At 67.5% G+C, this 15,798-nt stretch carries 16 protein-coding genes and 3 tRNA genes; 12 read left to right on the top strand and 7 right to left on the bottom strand.

Annotation, left to right across the window (positions count from 1 at the left end):
* Positions 1–117: 117 nt before the first annotated feature.
* The 3 genes from EPN29_01515 to EPN29_01505 form a co-directional block, all read right to left on the bottom strand.
* Positions 118–191 (bottom strand) — tRNA-Gly (locus EPN29_01515).
* A gap of 14 nt (positions 192–205) precedes the next feature.
* Positions 206–282, bottom strand: a tRNA-Glu gene (locus tag EPN29_01510).
* Positions 283–375: 93 nt separating this feature from the next.
* Positions 376–451 (bottom strand) — tRNA-Val (locus EPN29_01505).
* A gap of 41 nt (positions 452–492) precedes the next feature.
* Between EPN29_01505 and EPN29_01500 the strand changes: the two genes are divergently transcribed.
* The 4 genes from EPN29_01500 (at position 493) to EPN29_01485 (ending at position 5,212) form a co-directional block, all read left to right on the top strand.
* Positions 493–2,754, top strand: a complete 2,262-nt coding sequence (locus tag EPN29_01500; protein ID TAN35016.1) for a xanthine dehydrogenase family protein molybdopterin-binding subunit — start codon at positions 493–495, stop codon at positions 2,752–2,754.
* A gap of 28 nt (positions 2,755–2,782) precedes the next feature.
* Entirely contained in the window at positions 2,783–3,967 is a 1,185-nt protein-coding gene (locus tag EPN29_01495; protein ID TAN35015.1) for an MFS transporter, read from the top strand.
* A 199-nt stretch (positions 3,968–4,166) separates the two neighbouring features.
* On the top strand, positions 4,167–4,649 hold the full coding sequence (locus EPN29_01490; protein TAN35034.1) for a peptidylprolyl isomerase: 483 nt from the start codon (positions 4,167–4,169) through the stop codon (positions 4,647–4,649).
* Positions 4,650–4,807: 158 nt separating this feature from the next.
* Positions 4,808–5,212, top strand: a complete 405-nt coding sequence (locus EPN29_01485; GenBank protein TAN35033.1) for an FKBP-type peptidyl-prolyl cis-trans isomerase — start codon at positions 4,808–4,810, stop codon at positions 5,210–5,212.
* Positions 5,213–5,222: 10 nt separating this feature from the next.
* Here the strand turns inward: EPN29_01485 and EPN29_01480 are convergent, their stop codons facing one another.
* Genes EPN29_01480 through EPN29_01470 form a run of 3 tightly spaced genes read right to left on the bottom strand, consistent with a single transcriptional unit; the run spans position 5,223 to position 6,555 of the window.
* On the bottom strand, positions 5,223–5,582 hold the full coding sequence (locus tag EPN29_01480) for a hypothetical protein (GenBank protein TAN35014.1): 360 nt from the start codon (positions 5,580–5,582) through the stop codon (positions 5,223–5,225).
* Positions 5,579–6,205, bottom strand: a complete 627-nt coding sequence (locus EPN29_01475) for a heme-copper oxidase subunit III (protein ID TAN35013.1) — start codon at positions 6,203–6,205, stop codon at positions 5,579–5,581. Before EPN29_01475 ends, EPN29_01480 begins: the two co-directional genes overlap by 4 nt.
* Entirely contained in the window at positions 6,205–6,555 is a 351-nt protein-coding gene (locus EPN29_01470; GenBank protein TAN35012.1) for a hypothetical protein, read from the bottom strand. The genes EPN29_01475 and EPN29_01470 overlap by 1 nt, the downstream gene beginning before the upstream one ends.
* 39 nt (positions 6,556–6,594) lie before the next feature.
* Here EPN29_01470 and coxB point away from each other — a divergent pair, with 39 nt between their 5' ends.
* The 4 genes from coxB to EPN29_01450 all read left to right on the top strand — a co-directional run bounded on the left by coxB (position 6,595) and on the right by EPN29_01450 (position 10,789).
* Positions 6,595–7,644 carry a cytochrome c oxidase subunit II gene (coxB, locus tag EPN29_01465; protein ID TAN35011.1) on the top strand — a complete coding sequence of 350 codons (1,050 nt, stop codon included), beginning with the start codon at positions 6,595–6,597 and terminating at the stop codon, positions 7,642–7,644.
* 11 nt (positions 7,645–7,655) lie between these two features.
* Positions 7,656–9,311, top strand: coding sequence for a cytochrome c oxidase subunit I (ctaD, locus tag EPN29_01460; GenBank protein TAN35010.1), 1,656 nt, complete (start codon positions 7,656–7,658; stop codon positions 9,309–9,311).
* A gap of 29 nt (positions 9,312–9,340) precedes the next feature.
* Complete coding sequence (locus tag EPN29_01455) at positions 9,341–9,523, top strand: hypothetical protein (protein TAN35009.1); 183 nt, start codon at positions 9,341–9,343, stop codon at positions 9,521–9,523.
* Between the two features lie 78 nt (positions 9,524–9,601).
* Positions 9,602–10,789: a MarP family serine protease gene (locus EPN29_01450; protein ID TAN35008.1), complete on the top strand. Its 1,188-nt coding sequence runs from the start codon at positions 9,602–9,604 to the stop codon at positions 10,787–10,789.
* 46 nt (positions 10,790–10,835) lie between these two features.
* Here the strand turns inward: EPN29_01450 and EPN29_01445 are convergent, their stop codons facing one another.
* Positions 10,836–11,042, bottom strand: coding sequence for a Trm112 family protein (locus tag EPN29_01445; GenBank protein TAN35007.1), 207 nt, complete (start codon positions 11,040–11,042; stop codon positions 10,836–10,838).
* Between the two features lie 11 nt (positions 11,043–11,053).
* Between EPN29_01445 and EPN29_01440 the strand changes: the two genes are divergently transcribed.
* The 4 genes from EPN29_01440 to EPN29_01425 all read left to right on the top strand — a co-directional run bounded on the left by EPN29_01440 (position 11,054) and on the right by EPN29_01425 (position 15,786).
* A complete protein-coding gene (locus EPN29_01440) occupies positions 11,054–12,754 on the top strand; it encodes a hypothetical protein (GenBank protein ID TAN35006.1) in 1,701 nt (566 codons plus the stop codon).
* On the top strand, positions 12,751–13,401 hold the full coding sequence (locus EPN29_01435; protein ID TAN35005.1) for a DUF1684 domain-containing protein: 651 nt from the start codon (positions 12,751–12,753) through the stop codon (positions 13,399–13,401). Before EPN29_01440 ends, EPN29_01435 begins: the two co-directional genes overlap by 4 nt.
* Positions 13,402–13,422: 21 nt before the next feature.
* Positions 13,423–14,352, top strand: a complete 930-nt coding sequence (locus tag EPN29_01430) for a LysR family transcriptional regulator (protein ID TAN35004.1) — start codon at positions 13,423–13,425, stop codon at positions 14,350–14,352.
* 96 nt (positions 14,353–14,448) lie between these two features.
* Positions 14,449–15,786 carry an isocitrate lyase/PEP mutase family protein gene (locus tag EPN29_01425; GenBank protein TAN35003.1) on the top strand — a complete coding sequence of 446 codons (1,338 nt, stop codon included), beginning with the start codon at positions 14,449–14,451 and terminating at the stop codon, positions 15,784–15,786.
* The last annotated feature ends 12 nt before the right edge of the window (positions 15,787–15,798 follow it).

Raw genomic sequence — 15,798 nt, 5'->3', positions numbered from 1 at the left:
GTCAGCTTCTCAGAGCCCTCACCCTCGAGCCAAACCGAAGCTACTACGGTCTTGCAGGCCGCTGGCCTGTGCACAATGTCCTGCAACAGGTGTCCTCGATGTCTTGAGACAGGACAGTGGAGCGGGCGATGGGAATCGAACCCACGTAACCAGCTTGGAAGGCTGGCGCACTGCCATTGTGCTACGCCCGCTTCGGCGGTTCGCCTGGTGGCCCGTAGGGGCTTCGAACCCCTGATCTCCGGCTTGAAAGGCCGGCGTCCTAGTCCACTAGACGAACGGGCCAGGCGCGTCGATTGTGCCGGAAACGTGCGACCGCCCGTCACCGGCGCCTGAAGGCGCGCCCCGCGCGCGCTCGGCGGACCAGCACCCGGTTGCTGGTGGGCGGCGAGGGTTTCGAACCCCCGACCTCCAGCATGTCAAGCTGGCGCTCTCCCAACTGAGCTAGCCGCCCGCGGCGGAATCGGCACCGAGTGGACGCTTATTCTAAGTCCCGTGCCCCCCTACATCGGCCGAGCCCTGCGCCGGGTCGAGGACGAGCGGCTCATCACCGGGCAGGGTCGCTACGCCGGGGACATCAAGCTCGACCACCTCCTGCATGTTTCGTTCTGCCGATCGACGCTGCCGCACGCTCGCATCCGGGCGGTCGACAGGGCGGCGGCGATGGCGATGCCGGGCGTGGTCGCGGTCTGGACGGCGGAGGATCTGCCCGAGGTCAGCGCCGGGCTCAGCGATTTCGGCCCCGCGGGCATCGAACAGCGCGGACGGCCGATCCTGAACCGCGACGAGGTCAACTACGCCGGGGAGGCGTATGCGATGGTCGTCGCCGAGACCGCCTACCAGGCACTCGACGCGGCGGACCAGGTGGCGCCGGAGTTCGATCCGCTACCCGGCGTCGGCGACGTCGTCACCGCGGCCAAGGACGGCGCGCCGACCGTGCACGCGGACATGCGCGGCAATGTCGCGCTCGCGATTCCCACCACCGTCGGCGACATCAAGAGCGCCTTCGCCGGCGACAGTGTCACGGCGAAGGTCCGTCTGACGGCGGCACGGGTTGGCGGCGCGGCTATGGAGCCGCGCACCGTCACCGCGGCTCCCGACCCCGAGACGGGCGGAATCAAGATGTGGACCTCGACTCAGAACGTCTTCGGCGTGCGAGAGGCCGTTGCCTCGGCCCTCGGCCTCGCCCAGGTGAAGGTGCGCGTGCTCGCCGAGGACGTGGGCGGCGGTTTCGGGGCCAAGGGCAGCGTGTTTCCCGAAGAGGTGCTCACGGCGCTGACCGCCTGGCGCCTGAAGCGCCCGGCGCGCTGGGTGGCGACTCGCAGCGAGGACGGCGCCACGACGGCGCAGGGGCATGGGTCGGTGCTAGAGCTCGAGCTGGCGGCGAGCCCGGACGGCAAGCTGCGGGGACTGCGCGGCCGCCTCGTGCACGACATTGGCGCGTATGCGGGTTCGGGCACCGGCCAGCCCGGCATCATCCTCGCCCACATGATCTCGGCGTACGTGCTGCCGGCGATGGACGTCGAGTCCCTGCTGGTCTATACGAACACGGTGCCCACGGGATTCATCCGCGGCGGCGGGCGGCCGCTGGGCAATTACGCCATCGAGCGGCTCATGGACCGGCTCGCGCGCGAGCTGGAGATCGAGCCCGTCGAGCTGCGCCGGCGCAACCTCATCCAGCCGGAACAGATCCCCTACACGACCTGCTATCCGGCGGGTCGACGCGGCTACGTGTACGACAGCGGCGACTACCCGCGGCTGCTCGAATTGGCGCTGGAGAAGCTCGGCACGGTGGATCGCGACGAGGGGCGAGACGGCCGGTTGGTGGGCGTCGGCCTCGCGTGTTGCGTCGAGTCGACCTCGTTCGGCCGGCACGAGCCGGCGAAGCTTCGACTTACCCAAGACGGGCGGGTGCACCTGTTCGTGGGTTCGACTCCGCAGGGTCAGGGGCACCAGACGATGGCCGCGCAGGTGGCGGCCGACCGTCTCGGCTGGCCGATCGAGAAGATCGACGTGACCGCGGGCGACACCGAGCACGTCCCGTTCGCGGAGTTGACGGCGGGCAGCCGGAGCGCGGTCCAGGTCGGCAACGCTACGGCCATGGCGGCAACGGCGATGCGCAAGCAGGTGCTCGAGCGTGCGGGCGACGTGCTCGAGGCTGCCGTGAGCGACCTGATATTGGAAAACGGCATCATCGGCGTGAGGGGCACACCCGCGCGAAGTGTGCCGGCCACAGAGGTGCTGCCCGAGGAGGGGTTGGAGGTTTTCGAAAGCTTCGACCCGCAGCGCCCGCTGACTTTCTCCAGCGCGTGCCACGCCGCGGTCGTGGCCGTGGACCCGGAGACCGGGCAGGTGGAAGTGCTTCGGTACGTGATCGCGCACGACACCGGCAAGGCGATCAACACCAGGATGCTCGAGGGCCAGCTGTTCGGCGGGTATGCGCACGGCCTGGGGTACGCATTGTTCGAGGCGGCCGTCTACGACTCAGACGGTGCTTACCGGACCGCGACCTTTCTCGACTACTCGATCGTCAGCGCCGGAGAGATGAATGCGACCCCGGAGCTGGTCCACATCGAGACGCCGACCGATACGAACGCGGAGGGTTTCAAGGGCGCGGGGGAAAGCGGGACGATCCCGGTGCCCGCCGTGATCTCGAATGCCGTCGAGGATGCGCTGCGCCAACGCAACCCGCAAGCGGTCTTGGACCATCTGCCGATAACGCCCGATCGAATCGTTGAGCTGCTGACCCCTGGCTGATCCACCGGCCGGCAATCCGCCCGCGATCGTGGACTGGCGCCGCAACCTGGCGGCGCTTTGGTTCGCCGAATTCACCGCGCTCCTCGGATTCAGCTTCGCCTTCCCGTTCCTGTCGATCTTCATCTCGCACGACCTCGGCGTCCAGTCCGGCCGCGACCTGGACCTGTGGACGGCGGCCGCCGCCAGCGCTTCAGGGCTGGCGATGGCGATCGCGAGTCCGGTGTGGGGGGTGCTCGGGGACCGGTGGGGACGCAAACCGATGCTCATCCGGTCGATGGTCGGCGGCGCGGTGACAGTTGGATTGATGTACCTGGCGCAGGACCCGACCCAGCTGGTGATCCTCCGCTTCGCGCAGGGGGCGACGAGCGGGACGGTGGCCGCGGCCACGGCGCTGGTCGCCGCTGAAACGCCGCGCAGCCGCGTCGGCTGGGCGCTGGGCGTGGTCACATCGGCGGTCGCGCTCGGCGGCGCGATCGGGCCTGTCATCGGCGGCATCGCCGGCGCGCTGTTCGGCCTGCGGCTGGTGTTCCTGGGCGGAGGCGTCCTGCTCCTCATCTCGATGCTCCCCGTGCTCATCATCGTGCGGGAGAGCCCGCTTGCACGACGAGACCGATCCCGGCCCGGTACGTTCGCGGTCATCGACCAGCGGCCCGGCGCCCGGCGCGCGCTGAGCGTACTGGTCGCGGCCCAGGGCCTGGTCAGCGTGGCCAATTCCGCTACGCAGCAGCTCGTCGTGCTGCGGCTGCTGGAGATGCTCACGAGCGGGGTGGCCGCCGTCACCGGGGTGGCGTTCGGCCTGGCCGGCGTCGCCAGCAGCGGATCGGCCGTCTTCTACACCGCCGTCACCAGGCGGTTCGGCTATGTTCGGACGACGGCCGTGGCCTCGGTGCTGATCGCCGCGGCGGTGGCGCTGATCGCCATCGCGCCGTGGGCCGCGGTGGTGGTGGGAGCCATCGGCTTGAACGGATTGCTCAGCGGCGTGGTCATCCCCGCGACGGCGAGCATGATCGGGCTCGAGACGCCGCCCGAGGCTCAGAGCACCGTGTTTGGGATCAACGCAAGCTCGGTGGCATTTGGATTCTTCCTCGGTCCGCTCATCGGCGGCGGCGTGGCCGCCACCGCGGGCGTGCCCGCCGCCCTGATCGTCATCGCCGTCCTCGCGCTCGGCCTCGCCGGGCTGATGGCGGCCGGCGCCCGCGAGCCGGCGCGGTGACCCCGCCGGCCGGGAAGCTTGAGCCCTCCGCCCCGGATGAGAGCCTTGGGGTACGCGCGCGATCTCCACTAATGTGGCAGCGATGAGACGCGTCCTTGCCGTCGCGATGACGGCGCTTGCGATCGCCGCCTGCGATTCGGGGCCGAGCGCGCCCGCGACCTCGTTCGCCCCGGGCTGCGACAATGCAATCGTCACCTGCATGGAAAAACGCACCACTCCCCCACCAACCGTGATCGACTCGACCAAGCATTACAGCGCGACCGTGCACACCTCGCGCGGCGACTTCGTCATCGCTTTCGTCGATGCGAAGACCGCGCCGCAAACGGTCAACAACTTCATCTACCTCGCCCAGAACCACTTCTATGACGGCCTCACCTTTCACCGCGTGGTCGCGGGCTTCGTCGTCCAGGGCGGTGATCCGCTCGGCAACGGGACCGGCGGGCCCGCCTACAAGCTGCCAGACGAAAGCAACGCGTCCAAATGGCCTCGCGGCACCGTCGGGATGGCCTCGAGCGCCGCGGGCGTGAGCGGATCCCAGTTCTTCATCACGCTCGGCGACGCGCCGTTTCTCGAGACGAGCGGCGTCTACAACCACTTCGGCCAGATCGGCTCTGGGATGGAGGTCGTGGACAAGATCCAGATCGGCGACACGATGAGCTCCATCGACATCACGGCCTCGTGAGGAGGCTGCTTCTAGGCGTCTTCGCCCTCACCGCCTTCGCCGCGGCGTCGTGCGGTTACCCCGACCCGTATGCGGGCACCCACCCGGTCGCCGACGAGAGCCCCGGCCCCGCCGCGAGCCCCTCACCCGGGGTCGACGATATCAACGCCGGTGCGGGCTTGCCGGTGGTCAGCTACCCGGATGGACTGAAGTACATCGACCTCGCCGTCGGCACAGGTGCGGTCGCCAAGAGCGGCGAGAACGCGACCATGCAGTACACCGGCTGGCTGAGCACCGGCCCGATGTTCGACAGCAGCCGCCGGCCCGGCCGCGAGCCGTTCACGTTCCAACTCGGGACCGCTCACGTGATCGCGGGCTGGGAGGAGGGGATCCCGGGGATGAAGGTCGGGGGCAGGCGCAAGCTGATCATTCCCGCCGCGTTGGGTTACGGCCCCAAGGGCCAGACCGACCCCAACACCGGCGCCGTCGTCATTCCCGGCAACGCGACGTTGATCTTCGAGGTCGAGCTGCTGAGCGTGACGCCCGGACCGAGCCCTTCGCCGGCGCCGACACCGACTCCGTAGCCGGCCCCGGCTATTTAATCGTCAGGGCGCCTTTCATGCCCGAGCTCTCGTGCCCGGGCTGGTCGCAGACGATGGTGTAGCTGCCGGTCGCCAGGTTGTCGACCTGGAAGACCTTCGAGTCCCCGGCCGAGACCAGCTCGCTGCCGGCCACCCGAGTGCCCGAGCCGTCGCGAATGATCATGTCGTGCGCCACCGAACCGGCGTTGACGAGGAAGAACACCACCTTGCCGGAGGGCGCGCTGAGCGTGGAGGGATCGAACTTGTACTCGGTCATGGTGACCTTGATGGAACCGGCGGGCTGCGACCCAGAACCGCCGCCGCACGCGGCGAGCAGCGCGGCCGAAGCCAGCGCGGCCGCCAGCGCTTTCATCTGAGTAACGCTACACCGACGTAAAGGATGCCGAACAGGAAGATCCAGACCACGTCGACGAAGTGCCAGTACAGCGTGACCGCGGCGACCCCGACGTGGTGTTGGGACGAGAACTGGCCCTTCGCCGCCCGGAACAGGATCAGCGTGAGCAGGATCAGGCCGCCCAGCACGTGGGCGCCGTGGAAGCCGGTCATGGTGAAGAAGGCGCTGGCGAAGGTGTTAGCTGTCATGTTGAGCCCGCGGCCGAACGCGGCGATGAACTCGTACAGCTGGCCGAACTCGAATCCCAACCCCAGGATGATCGTGGCGATCTGCAGGACGAAGAACCGGCGCCGATCGTCGCGAGCGATCGCGTCGGCGGCGAAGTGGCAGGTGACACCGCTGGACAGCAGCACGATGGTGTTGATGACCGGAACCGGCCAGACCGCAACGTAGAACTCGTTGGCGGTGCTCGGCGGCGGCGGCGGCCAGACGAAGTGGGAGCCGTACAGGTAGAAGTACATCGCGAAGAGGCTCCCGAAGAACATCACCTCGGACGCGAGGAAGATGTACATGCCCATCATCCCCGGCTTGATCGCGGGGTACTGCGGTGCCGGCTCCGGACGCAGGGCGGCTGTGGCCATTAGTGGTGGACCTCGCCAGGTGCCTGAGGCTTGTCACTCGGGAAGATGCGCACGTCCTCGACCACGACCCAGCCGACGACGCCCCACAGAAAGATCAGTCCGCCCATGACCGCGAGCACGATGCGCACCACAGATCCGAAAGGGACCGCGCCCAGACCGAGGAACAAGAGGCCGAGGCAGATGACAAACGGCCATGTGCTGTTCGGCGAGACGTGGATGCCGAGCTCGTGGGCTCGAGCGGCGAAGTCGAACGAGCTGTCGACATGCACGGGGATCTCGAGGTCGAACCGAGACGCGCGTTCACGCGCACCAGCCGCCGCCCGCCAGGCCTTGAATGCGGCCGACGCCATCACGCTTGAAGGCCAGAGCTTGTATCCGCAGTTGCGGCAATGGTCGACGAACCGCGCCGTCCTCAGCCCGCAGCGCGGGCAGTCGACGTCCATGTCCGGGTTGGACACGTCCACGTATCGGGGTCTCTTGGCGGCCGCCACAGTCGGTTTTGGATTCTATCGCGGTGGGGTGACGGGCATCGGCCCCGGGTCGCGATCAGAGCGTCGATATACTTGACCGCCGTGACACGTGGGCGCATGCCTCTCGCACTGCTGGGACTTTTTGGCGCCGCTTTCGCACTCAACGCCTGCGGCGGCATATCGCCCATCTTTCCCACCCCGGTCTCGCCCAACGGGCAGGGCATCTACAACACATACATCGGGATCTCGATCCCGGCGATCATCATCTTCCTCGGCGTCGAAGGGGCTCTGCTCTGGGTCGCCATTCGCTATCGCCGCTCGCGACAGCCGGCGGGCTACGTGCCGCCGCAGATCCACGGCCACACCGGGCTGGAGGTGTTGTGGACGGTCACGCCGATCATCATCGTGCTGGCGATCGCCGTGTATAGCTTCGCCGAGCTGCAGAGGGACTTCCAGCCGGTCAGCAACCCGGATATGACCGTCGTCGTGTCGGGCCACCAGTTCGGTTGGAACTACACCTACCCGCAGGGCTTCACGCTCCACCAGGAAGGCACGCTTGCCGGGGACGTGACCCCCTTTGTGGTCCCGGTGAACACACTGGTCAAGCTGCAGTTCCAGAGCACGGACGTCATCCACTCGTGGTGGGTGCCGGCGATCTCCGGGAAAACCGACACCGTCCCCGGCTACGACAACTTCTCATGGCTGAAGATCGCGCGGCCGGGCAGCTGGCACGGAGAGTGCGCCGAGCTCTGCGGCGCCGGCCACAGCACGATGCAGATCATCGTCCAGGCGATGGATAAGTCCGACTACGAGCAGTGGGTGCAGATGCAGATTGCAGCGGCGAACCCGTCGCCGTCGCCGTCACCGTCACCATCTCCCTCACCTTCGCCCTCGGCATCTCCGAGTGGATCTCCGTCCGCATCTCCGAGCGCCTCCCCGTCCACCAGCCCATCCGCCTCACCGAGCTAGGATTAGAGAAGATGGCAGCTACCCAGGTTCTGCCCCGCCCGAAGGCCTACGACGACACCTTCTTCAGGCCGATCAGCATCTGGCTGACGACCACCGATCACAAGCTGATCGGGATCATGTACATGGTCACCGGCATCCTCAGCTTCGTCGTCGGCGGCATCTTCGCCCTGGTGATCCGGCTTCAGCTGGCGCAGCCCAACCTCTCGCTGGTCGACCACGACACCTACAACCAGCTCATCTCCGCGCACGGGATCACGATGATCTTCTTCTTCGTCACCATCTTCCTGACGGGGATCGCGAACTACATGGTGCCGATCATGATCGGCGCCCGCGACATGGCCTTCCCGCGCGTCAACCTGCTCGGCTTCTGGCTGATCCCGGTCTCGATCATCCTGTATTACAGCGGCTTCTTCACCGGCGGCGCGCTCAACGCCGGCTGGACCGGCTACGCGCCGCTGACGGAGAGGGCCTACCAGTCGCACAGCCTCGGGGTGGACTTCTGGGCGCTCAGCATCATCGTCTGGTGCATCAGCGGAATCATGGCCTCGACCAACTTCCTCACCACGATCGTGGCCCTGCGCGCTCCGGGTATGAAGCTGACCCGCCTGCCGCTCTTCGTCTGGGCGCAGATCTCGACCTCGATCCTGCTGCTGGTCGTGGGCGCGCCCCTGGCCGCGGCGCTGATCCTCATCGAGTTCGACCGCCAGCTCGGGACGCAGTTCTTCGCCACCCAGGGCCGGCCGGTGCTGTACCAGCACCTGTTCTGGTTCTTCGGGCACCCCGAGGTCTACATCATGATTCTGCCCGGATTCGGAATGATCTCGGAGATCCTCCCGGTCTTCGCGCGCAAGCCCATCTTCGGCTACATGTCGATGGTCGCCGCGCTGTTCGGCATCGTCTTCCTGTCGATGACGGTGTGGGCCCACCACATGTTCACCGTCGGCATGAACACGTACGTCGAAGGCTACTTCATGCTCATGACGATGCTGATCGCGGTCCCGACGGGCATCAAGTTCTTCAACTGGATCGCGACCGCCTGGTGGGGCTCGATCGACTTCACGGTGCCGATGAAGTTCGTCTTCGGCTTCCTGGCCACCTTCCTCATCGGTGGGATCACCGGCGTCTACCTCGGTTCTGTGCCCGTGGACACCCAGCTTCACCAGTCCTACTACGTGGTCGCCCACCTGCACTACGTGCTGTTCGGGGGCAGCGTGTTCACGATCTTCGCCGGCATCTACTACTGGTTCCCGAAGATCACGGGCCGCAAGCTCAACCGCAAACTCGGTGAGTGGAACTTCTGGACGCTGTTCGTCGGCTTCAACGGAACGTTCCTGATCATGCACACGCTCGGGCTGGAAGGCATGCCACGGCGCATCGCGACCTACACCAACGCGGACTGGGGGACCACCAACATGGTCATCACCGTGTCGTCATTCCTGATCGCCTTCTCCGTGCTGTTGTTCCTCATCAACGTCGCCCGCAGCTGGAATGGCGGCGAGATCGCGGGCAACGACCCCTGGCAGGGCAACACCCTCGAGTGGGCGACCGCGTCCCCCCCGCCTCCATACAACTTCGAGCGCGTTCCGCCGGTGCGCAGCTTCATGCCGCTCCGCGACCTGCGCGAGTCGGGCGAGCTGGTGGACGAACCGGAGCCGGCACCGGCCTAGACCCCGTGAGTTCGCCGATAATTACAGCCGTGGTTTTTCTCGCCGGTGAATGGGTGCCTGCCTGGCTCGCGATGAGCCTCACGCTCCTGGTCGCCTCCCTGGGGGTGGTCGGGCTGGGTTGGTGGGTCCTTCGCGGCGACGCCCTCAATCGTGCCACCGAGCCGACTGAGCAACCGGCCGAAGCCGAGCACCACGAGGCGACTCACCACTAGCCGGTTGCCTTCCGGCGGGGCTGCGGCCCGCCGGCCGCGACACGGGTTGACGACTTCGCCTGGCGGAGCCGATTTCTCATGAGATCGATCAATCTCATCGACCTCGTGATCGTGGCTGCAGCCCTGATCGGCCTGGCGAACGGCTACCGGCGGGGATTCTGGCTTTCCCTCGCCCAGTACGTCGGGCTGCTCGCCGGCATCCTGCTGGGAGCCCTGGCGGCCAAACCGATGCTCGACTACCTGCAGATCAACAACGCGCTCGCCCGCCCGCTTGGAGCGGTCCTCGTCCTCGTCATCGGCGGCAGCCTCGGTTCGAGCATTGGATTTGCCTCCGGTGAGCCGATCCGGCGCAACATTCTTCGCGCCGGCATCCACACCGCCACCGACTCCATGGGCGGGGCGGTCCTCTCCACGGTCGCGGTCCTGATCATGTGCTGGTTCCTCGGCCTCAGCTTCTCGCGTGGCCCCAGCCAGGAGGTCGCTCGCCAGATCCAGCGGTCAGCCGTGCTGCACGCGCTCGATTCCGTCGCGCCCAGGCCGCCCGCTTTCCTGGCCAGCGTCGAGGGCATCCTGTCGGGCGTCTCGTTCCCCCCCGTCTTCGCCGGGCTCGAGCCGGCGCTCCCGGGTCCGCTGGCGGTCCCCGCGTCGGTCGATACCCCCGGGGTCAACCAGGCCGCGCTATCGGTCGTCAAGGTCACGAGCCTGGGCTGCGGCGGCCTGGTCACCGGGAGCGGCTTCCCCGTCGGCCGGGGCTACATCGTCACCAACGCGCACGTGGTGTCCGGTACGGCCGCCCACGAGGTGCTGACTCCGAACGGCAGCCGGTTGAGGGCGACGGTCGTGTACTTCGATCCGGAGCGGGACGTCGCGATCCTCTCCGTGCCCGGCTACTCGTCACCGGCGCTCGCGCTCGGCCCGGCCGGCCGGGGCACGCTGGGAGCGGTGATCGGGTACCCGGGCGGCGGGAACGAGAAGGTGGTGCCGGCGGTCGTCGACGGAACGGTCGACGCGGAGGGTCGCGACATCTACAACCAGAACCTGGTCACCCGCGAGATCTACGTGATCCAGGCGAGCGTGCACCCCGGCAACTCAGGAGGTCCCCTGGTCGACCTGAAAGGGCGTGTCCTCGGGCTCGTGTTCGCGACGTCCGCGAGCGACCCGAACCTGGCCTACGCGCTCACCGACGACGAGATCTCCTCCGACATCCGAGACGCTCAGGCCAACTCCTCGCCAAAGGACACGAGCCAGTACGCGTGCGCCGCCTGAAAGCGTCGCCGCCCGGGGAGCCGCGGCCACGCCGGCGAGGAGGTGACTACTCCGGCTTGGCAGCCTCGATCAGCATCACCGGGATCCCGTCGACGATCGGGTAGACCACCTTGCACTGCGGACACCGCAGCCTGTCCGGCTCCTTGAATTCGACCTTGGTGTGACACTTGGGGCACGCCAAGACTTCGAGCAGCTCTTCAGAGATCACCTCCGCATCGTAGTCCTCGACGAGCAAAACCGGGCCCACCTTCATAAACTGTCGCCGTGATTCTCCGCCGCCTCTACCTCTATCTGGTCAGCGCCGCGGGTTTGGGGCTGCTGGCGGCTGGGCTGTCATTCCTCGGCGCCACCGTGCTCCTTTTTCTGTTCAACGACCCCTCGGCTCAGTACAGCCGGGGCCAGCTCGCCGGCTTCACGGCCATGAGCGTGGTCGCGCTGCCCGTCTGGGGTGTGCATTTCTGGTTCGCGGGCCGCTTGGCGCTGCGAGATCCCGCCGAGCGGGCGTCGCCGATTCGCCACCTTTACCTGTACGCCGCCTGCCTTTTCGCGTCCATCGGCGCGGCGATCGCCCTGGCGATCACGGCGGGCGACCTGCTGCGTCCGATCCTCGACACCTGTCCACCGGTGACCGAGCCCCTGAGCGGGCCCAAGATTCCGACCGGCCTCAGCTGTGGCACCGACCAGAACTGGCTCCTGACCGCCCAGGCCGCGTGGGTGCTGGTCGTGCTGCTGGCGATCTGGGCGTTCCATTTCCGCATCGCGGCGCGCGATCGCACAGCGGTCGGCGACACCGGCGCCTCGGCGACGCTGCGGCGTTGGTACATGTACCCCGCCCTTTTGGTCGGGCTGCTGGTGATGCTGGCGGGCACCAGCACCCTGATCGAGCTCGGTTGGCTCAAGGCCCTGCACAGCCAACTCGGCGACCTCCGGTTCATCGGCGACTCGGCCGGTCAGCTGCTTGCCGGCCTCACCCTGTGGAGCTTCCACGCGCGCACGATCGCCAAGCACCACGTGGCGGACGACCGCCACTCGACGCTGCGCGCGCTTCAGGGCTTCATCGCGGTGGCGGTGAGCATCGCGATCGCGCTCGTCGGCGCCAGTCAGATCCTGTACTACGTCCTGGCGCGGGGCCTCGGTGTCAACAACCCGGGCGGTGTGGGCAACGACGTGCTCAGCGGGCTCGCCGCCCCCGGCTCGCAGCTGGTCGTGTACGGGATCGCGTGGTTCATGGTGCGCCGGCGGCTGGCGCGAGACGCCGGCTCCCAGGAGACGGACCGCCAAGCCGCCATCCGCCGCCTCTACACCAACCTGGCGTCCCTGGTCTCGCTGGCAGCCTGGGCGGTCGGAGCCGGCGGCCTGCTGTGGACGCTGGCGGAGCAGCTGGAGGCCCCGATCATCAGCGTGACGGCCTCCGACTGGAAGGATCCCGTCAGCCTGTGGGTCACCCTGCTGGTCGTGGGCGCCGCGGTCTGGCTGGCTCACTGGCGACACGCCCCATGGGCGGCGGACCGGCAATCCCTCAGCCGCCGGTTGTATGTGTGGGCGGCGCTGCTCGCGAGCGTCCTGGTTCTGTTGGGCGCCGGAGTCGGAATGCTGAATGCACTGCTTCGACAGCTCTTCAGCGCGAGCCCAAAGCTCAACGACAGCGCCAACCTCGACTTCGGCCATTACCTCGCCGTGGTCGTGGTCGCGGTCCTCGTCGGCCTCTATCACTGGCGGGTGCTGCGGGCGGACGCGGCGACTCGACCGCCGAGGCAGGAACCTGTGGCCGCGCCCGTGGCGGCGCCAGCGCCGCCCGGCGCCGTGACGACCCTCCAGCCGGCGCCGGCTGACACGCATGACGCCCGCTCGCGGCGTTACGTGCTGTCCGTGACGGACGCGACGGAAGACGATGTGCACCAGGCGCTGGCCAATCTGCCGCCACAGGCCACCTACAGGCTGACGCCGTCCGAACAGGGCCGGTGACAGACCCCATATCGCAGTCCCTCCTGGACCTCGTCGACTGGCGACGGCGAGTCGGCGGCCTGTACCGCATCAACGGTCCCGACGCGCTCACCCACTTTCGGCGCGGGCGAGACGAGCTGTTCAGATCCCACCCGCAGTCGCCGATCGAACCCGAGGAACGTTCGTCGTTCGAGGGGCTGCACTACTTTCCGCCCGACCCGGCCTACCGCTTGGAGGCCCGCTTCGAGGCCGGCGACGGCAGCGAGCTCGTGATCGAAACTGGCGGCGAGGACGGTGCGGTGCGTTACCGGCGGGCAGGCCGGCTGGCGTTCACCCTGGCGGGCCGGACCTGCCGGCTGACCGTGCTCAGCCTGGTGCAGTACGCGGGTGGGCTCTTCGTCCCGTTTCGCGACGCGACCTCGGGGCGCGAAACCTACGGCGGCGGCCGCTACCTGTTCGACACCGCCAAGGACACCGACGGCCTGGTCCTGGAGCTGGAGCCCGGCTCGCCGGAGGTCGTGATCGATTTCAACTATGCGTACAACGCCTCGTGCGTGTACAGCCCGCGGTGGGCCTGCCCGCTGGCGCCACCGGAGAACTTCCTGCCGGTGCCGGTGAGGGCCGGCGAGCTCGTTCACCACCGGAGCGGGCGTAACCGCGCGATATAGATAGAATTTGTCGCAAGGGCCGTGGCCATAGACGAATCGCGTAACGGAAAGGCGGGCGGAATTCAGCTCGTACAGGTCGAGGGGTTCCTCGAGGTCGCCCGCCGGGGCAGCGTGAGCCGTGCCGCCGAGGCCCTCTTCATCACCCAGCCGACCCTCACCGCCCGTCTTCACGGCCTCGAGCGCGAGCTCGGCACGCCGCTGTTCCTGCGCACGCCGCACGGCATGCGCCTGACCGATTCAGGGCGAGCCTGGGTGCCGTTCGCCGAACGGGCGCTTCGCGCCCTGGTTGACGGCCGCGACGCCCTCGAGCAGGTGATGTCGGCGTCGGCCGGTCACCTTATGATCGCGGCCGCTCCGGCGGTGAGCACCTACGTCCTGCCCGGGCTCCTGGAGCGGTTCGTCGCCGCCCACCCCAGGGTCGACGTGTCGGTGCGGACGGGGCATTCGGAGGATGTCGTGGAGCTCGTCCTGAGGGACGAGGTGCAGCTCGGCCTGGGGCGCGCCATCCGCCACCCGGACCTGGAGCTCCGACCGTTTCACACCGAGGAGCTCGTTTTGGTGTGCGCCCCCGACCACCCGTTCACCAAGCTGCGTGGAGTCGGCATGGCGCAGATAGCCGCCGAGAAGCTGATCATGTTCGACCGCACATCCAGCTACTACGAGATCACGCAGGGCGCCTTTCTTTCGGCCGGGGTGAAGCTGCGAGGACTCATGGAGCTGGACTCGATCGAAGCGGCCAAGAAGATGGTGGAGCGAGACCTGGGCGTCGCGCTGCTGCCGGGCACCGCCATCGCTCGCGAGATCGCGGGTAAGACCCTCGCCGCGGTGCCGATGAAGGACGCGCCGCCCATGCACAACTCCATCGTGGCTTACCGGCGCCGGGATGCCGGGAAGCCGGAGGGGATCGTCGCTGCTTTCCTGAAGCTGATAACCAGCGGGATGGCGGCCTAAGCCCCTCACCCCGGCCCTCTCGCCCCAGGCGAGAGGCGATGCCCAGGATGCCCCGCAGCGGAGAGGGAATGGCCCAAGTGGGTATTGGTTTTCTTGATGGGAAGCATCCCATCAATTAATTGGACTTATGCCAGCAGCCTTGATAACTTCGACCCATGGAAAGTCAGGACCAATCGCGGGAGTTCGAGACCGAGCCTTCGTCGCACGAATGCGAATGCCCTGAACCCTGCAATTGCGACCACGAGAACGAGTAGCCCTCGCCACCCCCGGCGTCAGCACTCAGAGCCTGAACTGAAGGAGTCCCACATGGACCTTGTCTCCACGCCCCTCCTCCCGGAGGGGTTCAAAGTGCCCGCGTCACGTAACGAGGAGCCCAGTCAACGGCTGCGGCGGCTTCTCGCCACCAAGCCGTATGTCTTCGGCCCCGGCGTCTACGACCCGATGGGCGCGGAGCTGGTCATGTACCACGGCTTCGACGCCGTGTACTTCAGCGGGTACTCCTTCGCCGTCGGACACCTGGGTACCACCGACATGGACCTCTACTCGTCCGTCGAGATCGCCGACGGCGCCCGCCGCACGGTCAGCGCACTGCGCAAGTTCCAGCTCACGATGGCGGTGGGTGACCCGGAAAAGGGCGTGGCTCCGACCCATCTCGAGATCCCGCCGATCGTCGTCGACATGGACGCCGGCTACGGCAACCTGTTCAACGTGCAGCGCACGGTGGACCTGTACGTCCGGGCCGGGGTCGCCGCCGCGCACCTCGAGGACCAGGTCATGCCGAAGCGATGCGGCCACATCGCGGGCAAGGCCCTCATCTCGGCCGACGAGTTCGTCGGCAAGCTGAAGATGATGCGCCACGCCGCCGACGACCTCGGTCACAAGGACTTCGTCGTCATCGCGCGCACCGACGGCGTGTCGGCCACCGAAGCGCCCGAATCGAAGCGAGGCATCGAGCTCGCCATCGACCGCGGCCTGCGCTATCTCGACAGCGGCGTGCCTGACCTTCTGTGGTGCGAGTTCCCAACCGCCGAGCGCGGCCCGACAGAGAAGTTCTGCGGCGAGATCCGCAAGCGCTTCCCGAAGGCGCGATTCGCTTTCAACTACTCCTCATCCTTCAAGTGGTACAACGAGAAGGACCCGATCACGTGGGACGAGCTCGGCGAGCTTGGGGTCGGCTTCATCTTCATCACCCTCGCCCTGCAGCATGCGGCCGGCCACGGCATGTCGATCCTGCTGCACGATCTGTGGAAGAGCAAGGAACAGGGTTATATGGCGCTGCAGCGCAGGGAATGGGCTGAGGGCGCCGACGTTCCGACCCGGAGCCACCATCTCTTCACCGGTGTGCCCTACCACCAGCACCTCGGTCACGAGTACGGCGCGACGCGGCTGAGCGAGGATCTGGACGAGCAGCTGGAGGTCTCGAAGGTAGTCTGACGATCGCCCGGC

The organism is bacterium, assembly GCA_004299235.1.
Lineage (GTDB): Bacteria > Chloroflexota > Dormibacteria > Dormibacterales > Dormibacteraceae > SCQL01.
The sequence above is the reverse complement of the archived record's forward strand: the minus strand, read 5'-3'. Positions and strand labels throughout refer to the sequence as shown.

What these genes read in the sequence shown, in the direction of transcription:
- EPN29_01445 (TAN35007.1), bottom strand. Translation starts at nt 11,042, where the DNA reads ATGAAGGTGGGCCCGGTTTTGCTCGTCGAGGACTACGATGCGGAGGTG.
- EPN29_01470 (TAN35012.1), bottom strand. Translation starts at nt 6,555, where the DNA reads ATGGCGTCGGCCGCATTCAAGGCCTGGCGGGCGGCGGCTGGTGCGCGT.
- EPN29_01475 (TAN35013.1), bottom strand. Translation starts at nt 6,205, where the DNA reads ATGGCCACAGCCGCCCTGCGTCCGGAGCCGGCACCGCAGTACCCCGCG.
- EPN29_01490 (TAN35034.1), top strand. Translation starts at nt 4,167, where the DNA reads ATGGAAAAACGCACCACTCCCCCACCAACCGTGATCGACTCGACCAAG.
- ctaD (TAN35010.1), top strand. Translation starts at nt 7,656, where the DNA reads ATGGCAGCTACCCAGGTTCTGCCCCGCCCGAAGGCCTACGACGACACC.
- EPN29_01450 (TAN35008.1), top strand. Translation starts at nt 9,602, where the DNA reads ATGAGATCGATCAATCTCATCGACCTCGTGATCGTGGCTGCAGCCCTG.
- coxB (TAN35011.1), top strand. Translation starts at nt 6,595, where the DNA reads ATGGTCGACGAACCGCGCCGTCCTCAGCCCGCAGCGCGGGCAGTCGAC.
- EPN29_01425 (TAN35003.1), top strand. Translation starts at nt 14,449, where the DNA reads ATGGGAAGCATCCCATCAATTAATTGGACTTATGCCAGCAGCCTTGAT.
- EPN29_01480 (TAN35014.1), bottom strand. Translation starts at nt 5,582, where the DNA reads ATGAAAGCGCTGGCGGCCGCGCTGGCTTCGGCCGCGCTGCTCGCCGCG.